Consider the following 17,178-nt stretch of genomic DNA (forward strand, 5'->3'; position numbering starts at 1 on the left):
GCTGGTTCTCTAACGACAGGAAATATCGAAATGACAATAAGGATCGCCGTCATCGGGGCAGGATTGATGGGAGCCGATCATGCGAGAATCGTCGCGGAAGATCTGCCGGGGGCGAGCCTCCAGGTCGTTTGCGACATGGATGCGGATCGCGCCCGCAAGGTGGCGGACGCCTACGGCGCTCACGACGTCGACTCAGACCCCGACCGGGTGGCCGCTCGTCCGGACGTGGATGCAGTCATCATCGCAAGCCCCGATTTCACGCACGCGCCCTTGTCGCTGTCCTGCATAAGAGCCGGCAAACGGGCTCTCTGCGAAAAGCCGCTGTCGCAATCTTCGAAAGAATGCTTGGAGATCATGCAGGCGGAAGAAGCCGCGGGAAAGAAGTTCATAATGCTCGGCTTCATGCGCCGCTTCGATCAATCCTATGTGGAGATGAAGCAGGCTCTGGAGCACGGTGCGATCGGCCGCGCCCTGATGATGCACAACTTTCATCGTAATGTCGCGACGCCCGCGTCGGACTTCACCGGAGCGATGGCAATCACCAATTCCGCCCCGCACGAGTTCGATGTCGTCCGACATGTGCTCGACACCGAATACGTATCGATCTCCGCCTTCCAGCCGAAGCGCTCCGACGCGCTGGTCGCACCGGTTTATATGGTGCTCGAAACCGCCGATGATCAACTCGTCAATATCGAGATCAACAATAACGCGGCCTACGGATACGACGTGCGCGCGGAACTGGTGGGCGAGAAGGCGACCATCGCCATGAACGCCGTCAACTACACCCGCGTCGACCGGGAGCTCGGCCAGAGCACAAGCTACGAAGCGGATTGGCGCGGCCGCTATGCCGAAGCCTATCGCCGCCAGAACCGCGCTTTCATTCGGTTCGTCGAGACCGGAGTGTTCCCGCACATCGCGTCGAGCAGTTGGGACGGATACTGCGCCGCAAGGGTCGCCGAAGCCGGCGTTACGGCCTTGAACGACGGCTGCAAGGTTCCCGTCGAAATGATTTCCAAACCGGAGTTTTACGCATGAAGCTTGGATTCGTATCAGACAGCCTCGGCGGCCTGCCCTTCGAGGCAATGCTGGATCACGCGCAAAGGCTGGGCGTCTCCGGCGTCGAGGTCAACACCTGTGGCTGGTCGACGGCGCCGCATTTCGATCTATCGACGATCCTGCGGGACAAGAACGCGCAGAAGGCATTCCTCAGAGCTTTCGCCGACCGGGAACTGGAAGTGGTAGGCTTGAACGCCAACGGAAATCCCCTGCATCCGACCGATCATGGCCAGGGGCAGGGTCTTGAGGATACGATCCGCGCTGCCGGCGAGCTGGGTATCAAGACCGTCTGCGCGATGTCGGGACTTCCAGCCGGGAATGCCGCCGACACCATGCCGAACTGGGTGGTCTCCTCATGGCCGCCGGAAACGCAGGCTATCCTTCGCTACCAGTGGGAGGAGAAGCTCCTCCCGTACTGGACCAGGATCGTGGCACTAGCGAGAGAGCACGGTCGTCCATCTTGTTGCCCAGCAGCTGTTCGACTGGTGTCAAGCGATTTGGCCGCTCTGGCTAATCGTGACGAACAGTTCAAGCGAACGGCGGAGAGGGCAACGAGTTCGCGCATTGCAGGGAACGGGCGTAAAATTCTGACGATCACAGCGCTTCCGCGATCGCCAGAACCTTCAAAAGCTTTCGTCTTCCGGGGCCAAATGCTGGAATTTATTCAAGCGTGCGGTCGCGCCTTCGCTGATTACGAATTTGAGCTTGGGCGCCCAGGGATATGGCTTAAGATTGATTTTGAGAAGCCGCCGTCGACGCAGAGGTCTTGACCGGTGATGTAACTCGCAAGTGGGCTTATCAGGAACTCAATCGCATTAGCAATGTCTTTTGGATCGCCGATCCTGGAAAGTGGGATCAGATCCTCTCTCGCCCGCTTAATCGCTGGATCGGCATACATTTTTGCGGACATTGGAGTGTGCGTCATTCCCGGAGAGACGATGTTCGAACGAATGCCATCCGGCGCCCATTCCAAGGCAAGGGTCTTCGCAAGCATAGTTAGCGCCGCTTTGCTTGGACTATATGCACCTGATCCCGCATGAGGTACTTGTCCCGACATCGACGATGTGAAGCATGCAGCGCCTCGACTCTGCTTTAAGTGCGGGTGGCAGTGTTTGGCTAGAAGCCAAGCCCCGCGAAGGTTGACCGCGAACATCTTGTCCCAGTCTGAAACCGACAAATCACAGATGTTTCCGGGACTTGCCATGCCAGCATTGGCAACAAGAGCGTCCAGGCCACCAAACTCCGACACCGCCGCCTCTACGAGGTTCGGGGCCACATCGATGTTGCCCAGGTCGCCAGACAACGCAATAGCATCGCCTCCCAACGCGCGCACCGAACGCGCAACGTCCTCTTGCCCTTCGGAAGAGCCAAGGCCACACACTGCGATCTGAGCACGCTCGCCTCTTGATGCAGCAGCTTCTGCGATACGTATACAAACCGCTGCGCCAATTCCGCGGCTTCCTCCACTAACTAACACTCTCATGGACACTTCTCCGATTGATGATGTCGAATAATATGGAATTCACTTCCAAATCGCAATACGATTCTAAATGGCTTCCAGATACGAAAATTGTTGAACTCTGCCCGCCCAACAAGATGGCGTGTTGTGGCATCTAGGGCGTCATGACACTCACAAAAATTCGCGCTCCCCAAGGTATCCACCACTTTAGATGGATATCGTGGGCGATACCGACGGGGATCTTCCACCGAGCGTAATTGCGATGCGGAGTTTTCAATCAACCCTCCAGCCCCTCTTTTTGAGCTCCTGCATCGCATTGTTAACTTCCAACAGCGGCTCTTCTTCGCGAATAACCTCGAGGACAACCCTATCAATACTAAAAATTGAATCGACGGCGCGCCCGAGACCCGCAAAATCTATGATCCCCGTGCCGATAGGATCGTGGCCCCAGACGTCCGTACCCGTATCCGAGATATGCACGAGACCTATGTGAGAGTGATGCAACCGAAGACTCGCTACTGGATCCTCGCCAATGTAGGCCGCGTTTGCGACGTCATAGACGATGCTCAGATTTTCGTTTTTGATTTCCTCGACAAGACCGACGAGTTCCCCGATTGTCGGCCTGAAACAATATGGGGTATTCTCCATGAGGAGCCGCACGCCGGCTTGCTTTGCAACCGGTAGAAGCACGTCAAGACTCTCATATAGCCATCCAAGGGTTTGCGGGATGGTGGGAGAGATCATCGGACGGCGCGTTCCTGGAGAGATTACAACGTCGGCAACCCCCCAATCGACCGCGAGTTGGATGACATCTTTAATGTGGTCAGTGCTTTTGCGCCTCATATTTGCGCCTGGGCTGGCCAGATTAATATCATATCCGCCAGCATTCAGCGACCTGACGCTCGCTCCGTGGTCCTGCAGTTGCTCTCTCGCATCCAAACGCGAACTTGCCGACAGTTCGTCCGGCCAGCAGTGTGGGGAACTCACGGGAACTTCAAATACCGTAAAGCCATGCCGGATAAGTTCAGACATCGCCTGTATCGCAGTGGATTTCCAAAGGTAGGAAAAAGTATTTATGATCATTGACGTCTCCTGGTCGCCTTCAGCGCGACATCTAGCTGCGTGGTGTGGTTTTATCTGCAATCTGAGAGAGAAAGATCGCAGGCCAACGGACCGATCTCGATCATCTGGGCCGCCAGAATTTGTTCAAGAATGATGCGCTTTCCAGAATTGCTCTGTCAGGGTCAGCTGAAACGATCTCGAAAATCGAAGGTCCGCGATAATCGATGCTCTCCAGAACCTGCGCGATAGGTCCAAATGACACTGCGCCTCCTCCAAGTGGATCGTGACGAAAATCATCCAGGGGCGTGTCTGCAACGTAGATGGCCGACAGATGCTTTTTTAATTTGGGAATCACATCGACCGCCGGATCGCGCCCGAAGGCAGCATTCGCAATGTCATATCCCAACCCGATGTTCGGCCACCCATAACGATTAAAAAAGGACAGAAGGTCGTTTCCCTTATAAAGCCACGACAGCGGATGGTTCTTAACTATGAGCTGGACCTGCAGATCGGCCGCGCGCGGCACCAGGATGTCGAGAGACGATTGAAAACATTCAGTAAGCTTCTCAAGACTCGCCGGGAAAACAGGGTTTGTCTTTCCAGGGTTGACGACTACTCCAGCGGCACCCCAGTCAGCAGCAAGTTCCAACGCAGCGGCAACAACACCGCAAGAGTATTTGCGGCATTCGGGCGTAAGGGCTGCAAGATTAACGTCGAGATTTGGCTGATTGAGGGTTTCGATGCGAATGTTTCGTTCGTTTAGAAGACTTTCGACCGCTTTGCGCTCCGCGACTGTCGCGGTACTCGGCCAAAAATGCCCCGGGACAAGCATCATTTCGAAGCTAGAAAAGCCAAGACCAGAAAGATGGCGTAGGCAATCGAGAGCGGAGTAACCGGTCGTGTAAGAGTAAGTGTTCACAGTATAGGAAGCGTTCAACTGCATCACTTCGGGCTCCTTTTTCGTCATGTGTAAAGAGGCTTAGGACAGCGCGAAATCCAGCACATCGTCCTCGCCCAGTTGGACGGATACGTCCCCCGGATTGGCAACCTCGAGTGCACCACAGAGGCTTCCCGTCGTGATAATCGAGCCTGCTCTGAGCACTTCGTCAGGCCTGGATCGATTGTTCGCGTACCCGCAGAGCCAAGTAAGCGGATCCTTCGTCGGATGCTCTGCGGCAGCGTCGAAAACGACCTGCTTGTTGAGCCAAATCTTGAGGGGAAAACTGGCACCGGGCTGAAGAACCGATAGGGTTAGAGCCGGCCCTCTTACGTAGCCAATATTTCCGAGGCGGTCTGCCACAAAGGCCTGGAAGGAAATGCTGCCACCTTCGAAAATGCCGCTCCACACCAACTCTGCACCGAGGTAGACGTTTGAGATTGCGGCCTCGATGTCGGCCCGCTCATAGGATGTGTCGGCCCGAACAGGAAGATCCTGGCAAAGCTCCACCGCAACTTCTATCTCCAGTTTTATGTCCCTTCGCCATGCAATGGCCGCACCGGAAGGATTATCGAAGTATGGATGAAGCGGAGCGATAACAGGTTCGCCGTCGGGCGATTTGGCCACTTTCCAAGCAGGGACGTCTACTCCTTCGAGTTTCGACAACTGCCTCTGCACCTCTATTGCGTTCTCAAGCGCTAAGGGCATTGACACGAGCTGACCCGTCGGAATCTGGCTTGCGTCATGACGGAGACTGCGAAGTTGATAAGCCAACGCAATTTGATCAGGTGTGGCTAGAGTAGGGCTCATTTCTGCCTCTTGGACGGCTTCGCTTGAAAGATGAAAGTGTTAGAATCGTCCGATGATGACCGCATGGATGACGGCGCGCTCCGCGGATAACCATTGTTCTTCAATGCGTAGCGCGCGTTCCCGCGCATTGAAGAAGCAAACTCGACGGTGGCTAATGGTTAGGAGACTTGCTTGATCCGCTCTCTGAACCTGTCGGTCCCCCGCCGAATATGGTCTAGCAGATCCACGACTGCCCAGTGCCGCTCGGTAATGTCATAATCTGTGACACGGGAATGAACGCTATCAAACGTGCCAAGGCGCTTGTGCCAAACCTTGGCAAGACCGGGATAGCCCATCGGCTCGGCCATCGCTGCTAGCGCCAGGAAGTTTTCAAGGTCGCGGCGCAAAACGCTCTCTTCGGAAGCGTGTTTGTAAAGCCAGGCGTAGAGGTCGGGGTGGATGTTGGTGAAGACGCCAGAGAAGCCTTTCGAACCTGCGCGCATAGCGGCAGCGGCGATGGCCGCATTGGCGTTGACGATCGCAAAGCCGGAATCGCCAGAAAGCGCGATGCGCCGCTTGACTGTTTCGAGGTCACAGGAGACATCCTTCAGCGTTACGAAGCGGCCGGTGTCGCGGCACAGCTTGAATTCGTCATCGCTCAAGAGGCGGCGATAGGGAGCTGGGCATTCGTACAGACCGAGGGCCAGGTCGCTGGGGAGCCAACTCAAGATTCCATCGAGGGCGGAACGAAATGCTTCGGTTCCGGCATTGCCGGTGTCGAGCCTGTTGCTGACCAGGACAAGGGCATCGATGCCAGTCTCAGCCATCGCCACCAGTTCTGCGCGCTGGTCATCCCTGCTCTCGCTGATGTGTCCGGATGAGATCACCCGCACGCGTCCGGCCGCCAAGGAGACCACCTTCTTGGAAAGCTCAACTCGCTCCTCCAGCGACAATTTCTGCATTTCGCTCGACTGACAAACGGCGAAGAGCGTATCGGCACCATTGGCGATATACCATTCAACAAGTCGCTCGAGACCTTCCCAATCGATCCGGTTATCCGGGGTGAAAGGGGTAAGCATAACGGGAACGATCCCCTGGGCTTTGATCTTCATGATGTAATCTTTCGCTATTTTTGATCGTTAGAGTGCAGTTCCTGCCGGCAAGCCTGCGGCAAAACCTGCCATCAGGCGGATCTGCGCAAGCAGCATGTCATTTCCATCAGAGACGGTTGCGCCGGCTGCCTTAGCGGCGCGCAATAGTGCCGTCTCGCCGCTTAAGCTGGCGATGTCAGCAATGAGCATTTCAGGCCGTATCGCGGCCGCTGGCATAGGAAAGACGCTGTCACCCTTGACGCCGATCGGAGACGCATTGATGACGATATCGTAGTCCCACCTTGTCGATCCATCGACTGAAACGGCGCATTCCTCGCCACGAAAGGAATTGACTATATTCGCGGTGAAGGCGACGGATTCAGCTGAAAGATCCATAAGATCGATCTTCCTTACGCCTTCTTCAGCTAGCGCGAAGGCGATCGCGCGGCCTGCGCCGCCTGCGCCGACAATCAGCACACGGGCGCCACTTAGTCGCGGCTTTGCCTCTCCAAGTCCTTCAACAAAGCCTACACCATCAAACAGCGCACCATTCATCTGGCCGTCCTCGCCACGCTGAACGCAGTTGACGGCGCCGACTGCCTTTGCCGTCGGCGTGAGGGTTGAACACCTCTTGGCGGCGGCCACCTTGTGAGGGATGGTCGTGCTGATACCGCAAAGGTTGGGAATCGCAGCAAAAATATCCCACGCCGCAGCAAAATGTTCGTCGGTTATCAGAAACGGCACCGCGTAGATGTTAACTCCGGCCGCGGCAAAGATCGGGTTGATCAGGCGCGGCGTCTGGACCTGGTGGATTGGATCGCCAAACACAGCGTAGACACGCGAGTTGCCATCAAGGTTGGGAATATTCACTCGCATGGTTTTATTGCCTTGTTGAACAGGCTACGGCAGCGATCGAGCGCAATGTCCATGACCTCCGCAGGGTCGCGAGCCCACCAGTCGGCGGAGAAGATCTCTACCTCCACCGCGCCATGGTAGCCGGCATCTCGCATCATCGAGTGGATGCCGCGCAGATCTATGATCCCATCTCCCATCATGCCTCGATCGGTGAGGAGATGCCGCGTAGGGATCAGCCAGTCGTTGACATGAAAACCAAAGAGCCGGCCGGCCTCACCAGCACGCTCGATTTCGGCACTAAGTCGCTCGTCCCACCAACAATGATAGACATCCACGACCACGCCGATGCCCGGTCCCAATGCTTCGCAGAGAGAATTTGCATGGGAAAGGCTGGAGATCACGGTGCGATCGCCGGTAAGCATTGGATGAAGTGGCTCAATGGCCAGCTTCACTCCAATCTTGCGTGCGCGCTCGAGGACTTTGCCAACTAGATCCTCGATCCGTCGTCTTGCTGAACCCAAATCCTTTTCATTGTCCCGCAAGCCTCCCGTAAACAGGAAAACATGATCAGCCTCGAATCTGGCTGCGCGCTCAAGCTCCGCCTCAGCCCGGTCAAGGCAATCGGCTGCCAACGGTCCAACGCGATTATAGCCTGAGACCGCCATCCCGAAATCTTGCAAAACAGAGAGAGCGTCTTTCTCGCCGACCTTGGCAATCTCGTCCCCCCAAATGGAAACGGTGTGAAGTCCTCGCTCCGAGCAGAGTCGAAGAAAGGTCAGCATATCTGCTCTCTCGCGCACCGTGGCGTGGTTGAAGACAATGTCTGTCATCGGCTCCTTCTTATTGTTCGAATTTCAATATTTCTCGGGCCGCTACTGGTTCTGCCGGAACATCACGATCGTACCGTTCGCGCGGGATACGGACGAAATGTCATCTGACGACGAAGCCCCGTCACGGCCGTCTGTTGTTTAGGCGATCTTACCTAGGTGGCGACGAACCTCTGGCGCGAGCCATGGAGACACATAGCCGCGATCAGCCTCTTCGATGAGCGATCCCGGCGGCACAAGTTCGTCAATCCGGTCAAGGGTCGCTGCCTGAAGGGTGGCCTCGAACCCGGCTTCCATGGCCTTGAACTGCTCAAGCGTACGAGGCCCGAGGATCACAGACGTCACCGCGGCATGCGCTAGGGGAAACGCCTGAGCCATGTGCATCAGCGACAAGCCAGCCTCAGTTGCGACGCGTTCAAGTTCGGGGAGTAGTTCCAGCTTGCGCTTGTTGCCCTCGCGCTGCATGTCGAAGCGAGACTGCAGGATGGGATAGTGCTGTCCCCATTGCCCTTTGACGCGCTCGGCCCGGGAACCAGACGGCGTGGAGCCATCGGCTTTGTATTTGCCGGTTAACCAGCCGCCGTTCAGGGGACTCCAGGCGGTAAATCCCATACAATAGTGTTGAACTGCGGGAAGGGTTTCTCTCTCTACGGCGCGTTGAAAGATCGAGTAGGGCGAGCTCTCATTGATGAACCGCGCTGTCTTATTCAATCGGCTAACCGATTGTGTCTCAGCAAGGTACCAGCTCGGCAGTGTCGAGGAGCCGATGTAACGAACTTTGCCTTGGGTTACCAGGTCGCTAAGAGCGCCCAGTGTCTCATCGAGATCAGTTTGAAGGTCGGGCCGATGCATTTGGTAAAGATCAATATGATCAGTATTCAGCCGGCGCAGGCTGTTTTCGACCTGCTTCATAATCCAGTAGCGTGATCCGCCCTGTTCGTTGCGCCCTTCACCTGCCGCCAGACGAAACTTGGTTGCGAGTACCACCTTGTCCCGACGGCCTGCAATCGCTTTGCCGACGATCTCTTCGGCCTCTCCATGGGAATAAGTGTCCGCAGTGTCGATGAAGTTGATGCCGCGGTCCAAAACATGGTGCACGATGTCTATGCACTCTTTTTCGTCAGTATTCCCATCTGATCCGTAGCTCATGGTCCCCAGCATGTATTCGCTGACCTGAACTCCCGTCCTCCCAAGGTAACGATACCTCATAACCACGCCTCTCTGCGAGTTGGAAAACGGCTCGGTTCGGATGGTGTTGACGCGATCTGCGATCGTCGGGCACACCGATGCCGTCGGCTTATTTCAGCCGGCGAAAAGCCTGAACACGGGCCGTCGAAACCACTAATCTTCGCGTCGACGATCGGCGACGCGCGTTGATGGTAATGTCTTGGTAGCGGCTGGATGGAGGGGACTATTCACCCCCATCCAGCATTTTCATCTGCAGTTAAGTCAATTACTGCGCCTTCGCGAGTGCCGCGCCATACCGTTCGATCAGCTCATCGTAGGCATCTGCCGGCGATCCGTCTTTCAGGATCATTCGTTGGAAAGCTTCGCCCAGGATGGTGTGATATGTGGAGAGGATGGGGGTGTAGGTTACAGTTTGGCCACGCTGGGCTACCAGGTCAGCCCACTTCTTCTGGTCCTGACCAGCGTCGCTCTGGAAATATGGCGCAGTGTACGCTGATTTGCGCGATACAACTTCGCCGCCCTCGGCTGCGAAAGCTTGTGCCTCCGGTGACACCATGAACTTCACGAAGGTCCAAGCGGCATCCTGATTGACGGTCTTCTTGTTGATCGCAATGTTGTAGCTGTAGACCGTCTGTTTGTCATTTGCTGTATATCCTGGCGCCGGAGCCCAGGCCAAATCATCACCGCCACCTTGCTGCTTTACTGTCTTATAACGATACAGGCCGAAAACGGCCGACGCCGCACTACCTGACCGGATCGCGTCGTGCAATTCGTTGAACCCCATCTGCGCGCTGCGCAGCGGCGTCACCTTGCATGTCGTATAGAAGTCTTTGATCGTTTGCGCCGCTTTGATGAACGACTCTTTTGAGAAAGCAATTTTACCATCAGGGGTGAAGTATTCACCGCCGTTTCCAGGCAGCATTGTACTCAGGAAGAATTCGCCGAGGCTCTGGGCGCCACCAAGCCCGCCTGTGGCTCCCAGCGGAACGGCGAACGGGATCGTGTCGGATTCGCCGAATTTGGGACCTAGTGCACACACTTCATCCCAAGTCGTCGGCGGCTTCACCCCGGCCTTCTCCAACATGCTCTTGCGGTAGAAGAGGATCGGAATGCGAAAATCCTGGGGGAGGGCATAAAGTTTTCCGGCGACCTTCGTACGCGACAGAGGCAGGAGCCAATCGTCATCCGGAATGCCGTCCTTCTTTACCAAATCATCGAGTTCAAGAAGATTTCCAGTGGCGGCGAATTCGGGAACAGCAAAACCGACGACGCGGATCACGTCCGGTGTCTGGCTGCCGGACTTGATAGCACGAGCTGCTGTTGCCCCCGTCGGATCGACAAGGAGCTCGACCTTGATGTCAGGGTTCTTCGCCTGAAAAGCGTCGATCATCTTGGTCTGAGCAGCAGACCGGGGATCCTTCGAATTGTTCGGATCCAAGAAAGTCTGGTAGATGATCTTCGTGCTCTCCGCAAAGGCTTGCGGAGCAAGGAAAGCGAAGATGGCGGAACTAATTCCCAGTGCCGCGACCGATTTGATGAGTTTCCGTTTTGATGTGGTTTGCATGCGTCTTCCTCCCAGGTTGAACAAGGTGTGTGGATGTTTTGTGTACGTCATCAGCCTTTGACAGCGCCTGCCGTAAGGCCGGAGATGAACCACTTCTGAACGAAGCCGAACATGAAGATAACGGGCGATGATGCGACCATGACAAAGGCCATCATGTAGGACCAGGAAATCCCGACAGCGTCGAAAACCTGATTAACGAGGGCGACCTGCAGGGTCCGTTTTGCGACCTCGGGCGCAAAAACGGCGACGGTAATGTAGTCATTCCAAGTCGTTACAATGCCGATCGTCGCAACAGCGGCTATACCGGGACGTATCAGCGGCAAGATCAGGCTCCAGATGATCTGGAAGCGGGAAGCGCCGTCGATCATGGCTGAGTCCTCGATCTCGATTGGAACAGCCTCGACGAAATTTGCGATGAACCAGACGGTCTGCGGGATGATCCTTGCGGAAAGGATAATCGTCACAACGATACCGCTGTTGAGCAAACCGACCGTTTCCAGCAGGTAATAGGTGGGAACCAGCAACGCGACTCCTGGCACCATCGAGGTCGCAAGAACCGTCAGCATCAGGGCACGCTTGCCTTTGAAGGAAAAGCGTGCGGCGGCGTAGCCCCCGGGAATTCCGACGAGGAGAGCGATGATCACGGCACCGACGGAGTAAGCGACGGAGTTCCAGAGATCGGTCAAGAAAGCCGCGTCCTGCAAGACCTTGGTGTAGTTCTCGAGAGTTGGTGAATTTGGCCATATGGTCGGGGGAACAACAACCGCTTCAACTTCTGTCTTGAAAGACGTTGCAAAGGCCCAAAGAATCGGCCCAAGAACGATAATTCCGATAATGAAGGATCCCAGGACGGCGGGTATTTGTCCGCCTGTGCGGTTCGAAAGAGCGCTACTCATGTTAGAATCCTATCCGGTCACGCGGCCGGTTAGCCGGGTGTAAAGAGCACCAAGGGCGACATTGATAATGAGGACGACGATCGAGACGACAGCAGTCGGCCCAATGTTGACCGCCTGAACGGTCCCACGGAAGGCTTCGAAACTGAGCGTGGTCGTCGACCCCAGCGGTCCTCCGCCTGTCATGACAATGATCAGTGTCATCAAGGTCAGGTACATGATGGAAAGCGTCAGCGCCGTGCTGCCCAAGGTGGGAAGAATTTCAGTGAGCGTGACGTAACGGAACTTCACAAACGCGCCACCTCCATCGATCTCTACGGCTTCGTAAAGTTCTTTCGGAATGGACTGCATGGCTGCCGTCGCCATCACCATGACATATGGGAACGACCACCAAGCTGTGACGATGATGATGAGGGGCAAGGCCATTCCTGGATCCCCCAACATCAAACCGGGATCGATACCCAGCTTCTGGATCACGTAGGGTATGGGGCCAAATGATGGGTTCAGGAGCCAGAGCCAGATGCTGCCGACGACCGACATGGATAGCGTCCAGGGAAAAAGGATGAAAACGCGCAGCGCAGAACCTGTAACGCCCGCCCGGTTCAAAACCAGCGCTGAGGCCATTCCAAGGATTATGGCACCGGCCAGAGATCCCCCAACGTAGGTCAGGGAAATTACGGTCGTGTCCCAGAACTCGGATGAGCTTAGAACTTCGACGTAATTGGCGAGACCAGCAAAGCCAACGAGCTCGTAGTATTTCGTTTTCTGGAAGCTCAACCAGATCACGAAGATCGTCGGATAGAGCGTAACAAGAAACAGGATCAAGATAGCGGGTGTAAACCACAGAAAGGGAGCCCAACTAAAGCGGTTTGCGTCGTCAGTGGCGTCCACAACGTCGCTCGCAAGGTTGGTCCCGCTTTGATCAGTGCTGAGTTGTAGCGGAGGTATCGACATTCGATTACTAATCCCGTGTAGGCGCCTCAGGCAGAGTGGGGTTGTCGCGTGCTCAGGACAGGCGACGGCCAGTGCTCTCGCTGAAGAGATGAACGCGTGAAAGATCAGGGGCTACGGTGATGGTCTCGCCGACTTGCGGTAGAACTCGATCACGGAAGATGCAGACGATGGTTTGAGAGCCATGACGGGCAATGATCTGCGTTTCCGACCCTGTTGGTTCAACGACCGTGACGGTGAGGGGCATTCCTCCGTCACTCAGAGCGAGATGCTCAGGACGAACGCCGTAGATCACCTTCTCCGACATATCGGCTATGCTCGCAGGCAGTGGAAGGGTGTGGCCGTCCTCAAGAACGAACCGACCTTGCTCGACTTTGCCTTTAAGGAAGTTCATCGACGGCGATCCGATGAAACCAGCAACGAATATATTGGCGGGGTAATCATAAAGCTCAAGCGGCGCACCGACTTGCTCAACATAACCGTCGTGCATGACGACGATCTTGTCGGCCATAGTCATTGCCTCGACCTGGTCATGGGTCACGTAAACAGTCGTTGTTTTGAGCCGCTGATGCAGTTCCTTGATCTCCGCGCGCATTTGCACGCGCAACTTTGCATCGAGGTTAGAAAGCGGCTCGTCGAACAGGAAGACTTGCGGATCACGAACAATTGCTCTGCCCATCGCGACACGCTGACGTTGTCCACCCGAGAGTTCGCGCGGGTAGCGATCAAGGAGTTTCGTGAGACTGAGGATTTCAGCTGCTCGTTGAACGCGTGTCGCCCGCTCCTCGCGGGGCGCCTTTTTCAGCTTCAAGGAGAAGCCCATGTTTTCCGCAACGGTCATATGCGGATAAAGGGCATAGTTCTGGAAGACCATCGCGATATCTCTGGCCTTGGGAGGAACTTCGTTGACGGTGCGTCCGCCAATCTGGATCTCGCCGCCTGAGATGCTTTCCAGGCCAGCAATCATCCTCAACAGAGTTGACTTTCCGCAGCCCGAGGGCCCGACCAGGGTTACAAACTCCCCTTCATTGATGTCGACTGACACGCCATGAAGCACGGGTACGGCGCCGTAAGCTTTGCGAACGGACTTGAGCTCAACACTAGCCAACTGTTTCCTCCTGCCGGCCACCGAAGCGGCCACTTCCTTAAGGCGATCTCCACAATCGCTATTGGAACGTTATTCCATTAAGAAAGGCGGGTGTCAACAGAGGTTCAGTGATGCGAGAAATACACTGATAGCTCTTGGAGATTTTTAGATAATATTTCCAACAACTTGCGAGATTCTCGAAGTGTTGGTTTGAGCACTGGGTGAGGCTATCCGATACGGCCAAAGTTGCGAAAGTTCCTCGGCCGTGGCCTTCACCTGTTCCGCTAACTGCGGAAGTACGAGCGGAGAAAAGTGGTGGATCGGTCCAGCGATGCTCACCGTTCCAACGACCTGACCTCCAACGCGAATGACAGCGGCGACAGCGGCGACGCCGGCTTCAGCTTCCTCGATCGCTGCGGCCCATCCCCGTTCTTCAGTCTCATCCAAAGCTGCAGAAAATGTCTGCTTAGACGTGATAACACGCGGGCCACCCAGGTCTGTCCGTCCCAATCCACTGGCAACCGCCCTGGCCAGCGCCTCCTCCCGATCCAGCGTCGCTAGCCAGGCTTTTCCGTTGGCGGTCGTGTGCAACGGGACCTTTGCAACGAGTTCGGGCTGGTAAATCAGGCCCGACCGCATTCCCTGCGAATGGGAGATCCACGTCAAGCCGTCTGGATCCAGGATCGCAATCCTGCCTAGTCCCTTGGTATTGCTGGCTAACCGATCCAGAATAGGTTGGCAGATATCGGGGATTCTTGTCCCGGCCAGCAGGCGCTGGCCCATCACGGCGAGGCGCAACGAAAGCCGGTAGAACCCGTTCTCGGGATCCTGTTCGGCCCAACCCAGATCACACAGACTGTTGAGCAGGCGATGCGCTGCGCTCTTGGGGATGTCCAGTCGACGACTGATTTCGCCTAGCGACAGTCCAGTGGCGTTCTCCGTCAACAGCGTGATGACGTCGAAACAACGGTCTAGAAGGGATTTGACAAGGCGCATGGTACCACGATATTCGGTTTATCGGAACGCTATTCCAATAGCATTACGAGAGGCGTTTCACAAGGAGCCGCTTGACGGCAGTTAAAACATCAGTCCGCGCACCGTCGTCTGGCCACGGCCCTTGATGCGTTTAACCATGTCTCCTCGCCTTGATAAACCTCCAATAATCGGAGTCGAGATGAAGATCGCAGTATTCGACGTCAGCCACTGGCATTTTCCGTTATACATCCCTGCGCTGAAGGACCCGGGTATCGAGGTAATCGGCATATCGGACAGCGCTTCATTCGCCGGGCCTCGTTTTTCCGATCTGCTCAATTGCAAGCTCTATGGTTCCAATGACGAACTGATGAGCCAGGACTTTGACTTTGCGCTCGTGTTTAGCCGTCATTCCGACATGGCCAAACTCGCAGAGAGTCTGATCGCCAAAGGCAAGCCATTTCTTATAGAGAAGCCATGCGGGGTGAATCTCGAGGAAGTTCGTCGTATCCGCAAACTTTCGGAGAAGCATGGCGTCTATGTGAGCGTGCCTCTCATTATGCGCGTGAGCGACCTGGGCGATCGTCTCTCGCCGGCTGCAGGATTCTCGCCAGAGGGTTTCCAGCATCTTTCCTTCAGGTTTATCGTGGGGTCGGTTGCCCGTTATGAGCGAAACGGATGCGGTTGGATGCTTGATAAGGCGCTTGCCGGAGGTGGGTCTATGCTGAACGTCGGCGTTCACTTCATCGACATGATTTCAAACCTGACCCAATCCCCAATCACCCAGGTCTCAGGCCAGGTCCAGATTTATCGACCTGATGTAACAGTTGACGAACAAGCTGTGTTCACCTGCCGCACCGGTTCAGGTCAGATCGGTGTAATCGAGACTGGCTATCTGTATCCCTCCACAGCCGAGGATCAGCGAGACTTTTCGTTCTCGATCTCGCATCGTCAATCTTACATTCGCGGTTACGCGGACCAGTTCTATGCAAAGTCGCGTGAAAACGAGAAGGCTAGGTCGACGACAATCGAATACAATACGGACGAGTATTACCCGGTTTTTCTTCGCCGCAGCTGGGCTGATCTCGCAAATGGCCGCCCTCCCTTTGCAGGTCTACTCGAGGCGGAACGCGCACTGGCCGTCATCGAAGCGGGGTACCGTTCGGCGGCAAACGGGGGCCTTCCTGAACAGATCGACGCCACTACCTAACTCGCCGCTTAACAGTTGTCTGGCGGCGCAGATGACCCTCAGCTCGAGCTGCAAAAGTCAGCCGCGACGTAGCCCATTGCGACAACGGCCTGGCCTCGGGCGCCCGAGTCTATGACAACCATCCGTTCGCCTTAGATTTTTACGCGGACATCGTATTGCACCATCGGCCGATTGTATGACGAAGCCTGCCATCGAGATCATTGCTAAGGGACTTCACTTTCCGGAAGGCCCCGTCGAACTCCCCGACGGTTCGATCGCCGTCGTTGAGATCGGTCGCGGCAGGATCGTGAGGATCAGGAAAGGCGGAAAACAGGACGTACTGGCGGTCACCAACGGCGGTCCTAACGGGATGGCTTTAGGGCCGGATGGAGCGCTGTACGTTTGCAATAATGGGGGCTTCTCCTGGGAACAGGTGGGTGATTGGTTGCGACCCGTTGGTCTGGCTCCAGATTACTCCGGTGGATTGGTCCAAAGGGTCGATATCGCTACGGGTGAGGTCACGACCTTGTATGACCAGTGCGACGGCCGAATACTTAGCGGCCCTAACGACATCGTTTTCGATGATCAGGGCGGCTTTTATTTTACTGACACGGGCAGGGTCCGGGAGTTCTACCGGGACCATGGGGCTGTCTATTACGGAAAAGCCGATGGCAGTTCGATAAAGAGGGTGGTGTTCCCACTTCTCGCACCAAACGGAATTGGCTTGTCACCCGATCTTTCGACGCTTTACGTCGCCGAAATGGAAACAGCACGACTGTGGAGCTACGCCATCGCTGGGCCCGGAGTAGTCCATAAAAGACCTTTTCCGAGCCAGAGCGGCGGCGAGCTCGTTATCGGACTTGGCGGCTTCCAACGCCTGGATAGCCTGAAGATTGCGGCTTCCGGTAACATCTGTGTCTCGACCTTGGTGACCGGGTGCATAACGGTAATTTCTCCACGGGGCAAACTGCTTGACCAAGTGTGGATGCCGGAAATCTATCCGACAAACCTCGGGTTTGCAGGCCGAGGATTGCGCGACGCCGTCGTGACGCTATCGCTGACAGGCATGGTTGGCAGACTTCGCTGGCCAGAGAAAGGTCTGAGGCTGCAAAATCAGGGAACTCGATAATCCTGGCACTGCCTCGGCAGAGGCCCCGTTTGCAAGAGCGGCAGCTTCTTCATGACCAATGCATTGACGATGGCCCTCCCGACAGGTGCCAGTGAGAGCTTTTGAAGCCACGTCAGTTGGAGACTACTG

The 17,178-nt window shown here is 55.9% G+C and carries 17 protein-coding genes; 4 read left to right on the plus strand and 13 right to left on the minus strand.

The genetic code is table 11. The features are described from left to right. Positions 1-30 precede the first annotated feature (30 nt). Both ACD590_RS27395 and ACD590_RS27400 read left to right on the plus strand, forming a co-directional pair. Positions 31-1,035: a Gfo/Idh/MocA family oxidoreductase gene (locus tag ACD590_RS27395; RefSeq protein ID WP_439003845.1), complete on the plus strand. Its 1,005-nt coding sequence runs from the start codon at positions 31-33 to the stop codon at positions 1,033-1,035. After that, on the plus strand, positions 1,032-1,826 hold the full coding sequence (locus ACD590_RS27400) for a sugar phosphate isomerase/epimerase family protein (RefSeq protein WP_439003846.1): 795 nt from the start codon (positions 1,032-1,034) through the stop codon (positions 1,824-1,826). The genes ACD590_RS27395 and ACD590_RS27400 overlap by 4 nt, the downstream gene beginning before the upstream one ends. Here ACD590_RS27400 and ACD590_RS27405 read toward each other — a convergent pair. The 13 genes from ACD590_RS27405 to ACD590_RS27465 all read right to left on the minus strand — a co-directional run bounded on the left by ACD590_RS27405 (position 1,748) and on the right by ACD590_RS27465 (position 14,755). Then, the gene (locus ACD590_RS27405; protein WP_112907624.1) at positions 1,748-2,539 is read right to left on the minus strand and encodes an SDR family NAD(P)-dependent oxidoreductase; all 792 of its coding nucleotides are present in this window, start codon (positions 2,537-2,539) and stop codon (positions 1,748-1,750) included. The two genes, ACD590_RS27400 and ACD590_RS27405, sit on opposite strands and share 79 nt — an antisense overlap. A gap of 249 nt (positions 2,540-2,788) precedes the next feature. Then, on the minus strand, positions 2,789-3,598 hold the full coding sequence (locus tag ACD590_RS27410) for a sugar phosphate isomerase/epimerase family protein (protein WP_439003847.1): 810 nt from the start codon (positions 3,596-3,598) through the stop codon (positions 2,789-2,791). A 100-nt stretch (positions 3,599-3,698) separates the two neighbouring features. After that, the gene (locus ACD590_RS27415; protein ID WP_245369014.1) at positions 3,699-4,520 is read right to left on the minus strand and encodes a sugar phosphate isomerase/epimerase family protein; all 822 of its coding nucleotides are present in this window, start codon (positions 4,518-4,520) and stop codon (positions 3,699-3,701) included. Between the two features lie 36 nt (positions 4,521-4,556). Next, the gene (locus ACD590_RS27420; RefSeq protein ID WP_112907622.1) at positions 4,557-5,324 is read right to left on the minus strand and encodes a 2-keto-4-pentenoate hydratase; all 768 of its coding nucleotides are present in this window, start codon (positions 5,322-5,324) and stop codon (positions 4,557-4,559) included. A 158-nt stretch (positions 5,325-5,482) separates the two neighbouring features. After that, positions 5,483-6,415: a dihydrodipicolinate synthase family protein gene (locus ACD590_RS27425; RefSeq protein ID WP_112907621.1), complete on the minus strand. Its 933-nt coding sequence runs from the start codon at positions 6,413-6,415 to the stop codon at positions 5,483-5,485. 27 nt (positions 6,416-6,442) lie between these two features. Further along, a complete protein-coding gene (locus tag ACD590_RS27430; protein WP_210068858.1) occupies positions 6,443-7,270 on the minus strand; it encodes a shikimate dehydrogenase family protein in 828 nt (275 codons plus the stop codon). Continuing rightward, positions 7,261-8,079 (minus strand): sugar phosphate isomerase/epimerase family protein, encoded by an 819-nt coding sequence (locus ACD590_RS27435; protein ID WP_112907619.1) that lies wholly within the window; start codon positions 8,077-8,079, stop codon positions 7,261-7,263. Before ACD590_RS27435 ends, ACD590_RS27430 begins: the two co-directional genes overlap by 10 nt. A gap of 138 nt (positions 8,080-8,217) precedes the next feature. Further along, positions 8,218-9,237, minus strand: a complete 1,020-nt coding sequence (locus ACD590_RS27440) for an aldo/keto reductase (RefSeq protein ID WP_439021006.1) — start codon at positions 9,235-9,237, stop codon at positions 8,218-8,220. 292 nt (positions 9,238-9,529) lie between these two features. Further along, the gene (locus tag ACD590_RS27445; RefSeq protein WP_065275932.1) at positions 9,530-10,828 is read right to left on the minus strand and encodes an ABC transporter substrate-binding protein; all 1,299 of its coding nucleotides are present in this window, start codon (positions 10,826-10,828) and stop codon (positions 9,530-9,532) included. Between the two features lie 50 nt (positions 10,829-10,878). Continuing rightward, complete coding sequence (locus ACD590_RS27450) at positions 10,879-11,514, minus strand: carbohydrate ABC transporter permease (protein WP_210068850.1); 636 nt, start codon at positions 11,512-11,514, stop codon at positions 10,879-10,881. A 219-nt stretch (positions 11,515-11,733) separates the two neighbouring features. Then, a complete protein-coding gene (locus ACD590_RS27455) occupies positions 11,734-12,612 on the minus strand; it encodes a carbohydrate ABC transporter permease (protein WP_176707429.1) in 879 nt (292 codons plus the stop codon). A gap of 115 nt (positions 12,613-12,727) precedes the next feature. Next, entirely contained in the window at positions 12,728-13,780 is a 1,053-nt protein-coding gene (locus ACD590_RS27460; RefSeq protein ID WP_222333548.1) for an ABC transporter ATP-binding protein, read from the minus strand. 144 nt (positions 13,781-13,924) lie between these two features. Then, entirely contained in the window at positions 13,925-14,755 is an 831-nt protein-coding gene (locus ACD590_RS27465; RefSeq protein ID WP_065275935.1) for an IclR family transcriptional regulator, read from the minus strand. Positions 14,756-14,933: 178 nt separating this feature from the next. Between ACD590_RS27465 and ACD590_RS27470 the strand changes: the two genes are divergently transcribed. Continuing rightward, positions 14,934-15,941 carry a Gfo/Idh/MocA family protein gene (locus ACD590_RS27470; RefSeq protein ID WP_222333546.1) on the plus strand — a complete coding sequence of 336 codons (1,008 nt, stop codon included), beginning with the start codon at positions 14,934-14,936 and terminating at the stop codon, positions 15,939-15,941. A gap of 175 nt (positions 15,942-16,116) precedes the next feature. Continuing rightward, a complete protein-coding gene (locus ACD590_RS27475; RefSeq protein WP_439003849.1) occupies positions 16,117-17,049 on the plus strand; it encodes an SMP-30/gluconolactonase/LRE family protein in 933 nt (310 codons plus the stop codon). Positions 17,050-17,178: the final 129 nt, after the last annotated feature.

It is taken from the genome of Rhizobium sp. 862_C5_N1_2 (assembly GCF_051811205.1).
In the GTDB taxonomy this organism is placed as follows: domain Bacteria; phylum Pseudomonadota; class Alphaproteobacteria; order Rhizobiales; family Rhizobiaceae; genus Rhizobium; species Rhizobium leguminosarum.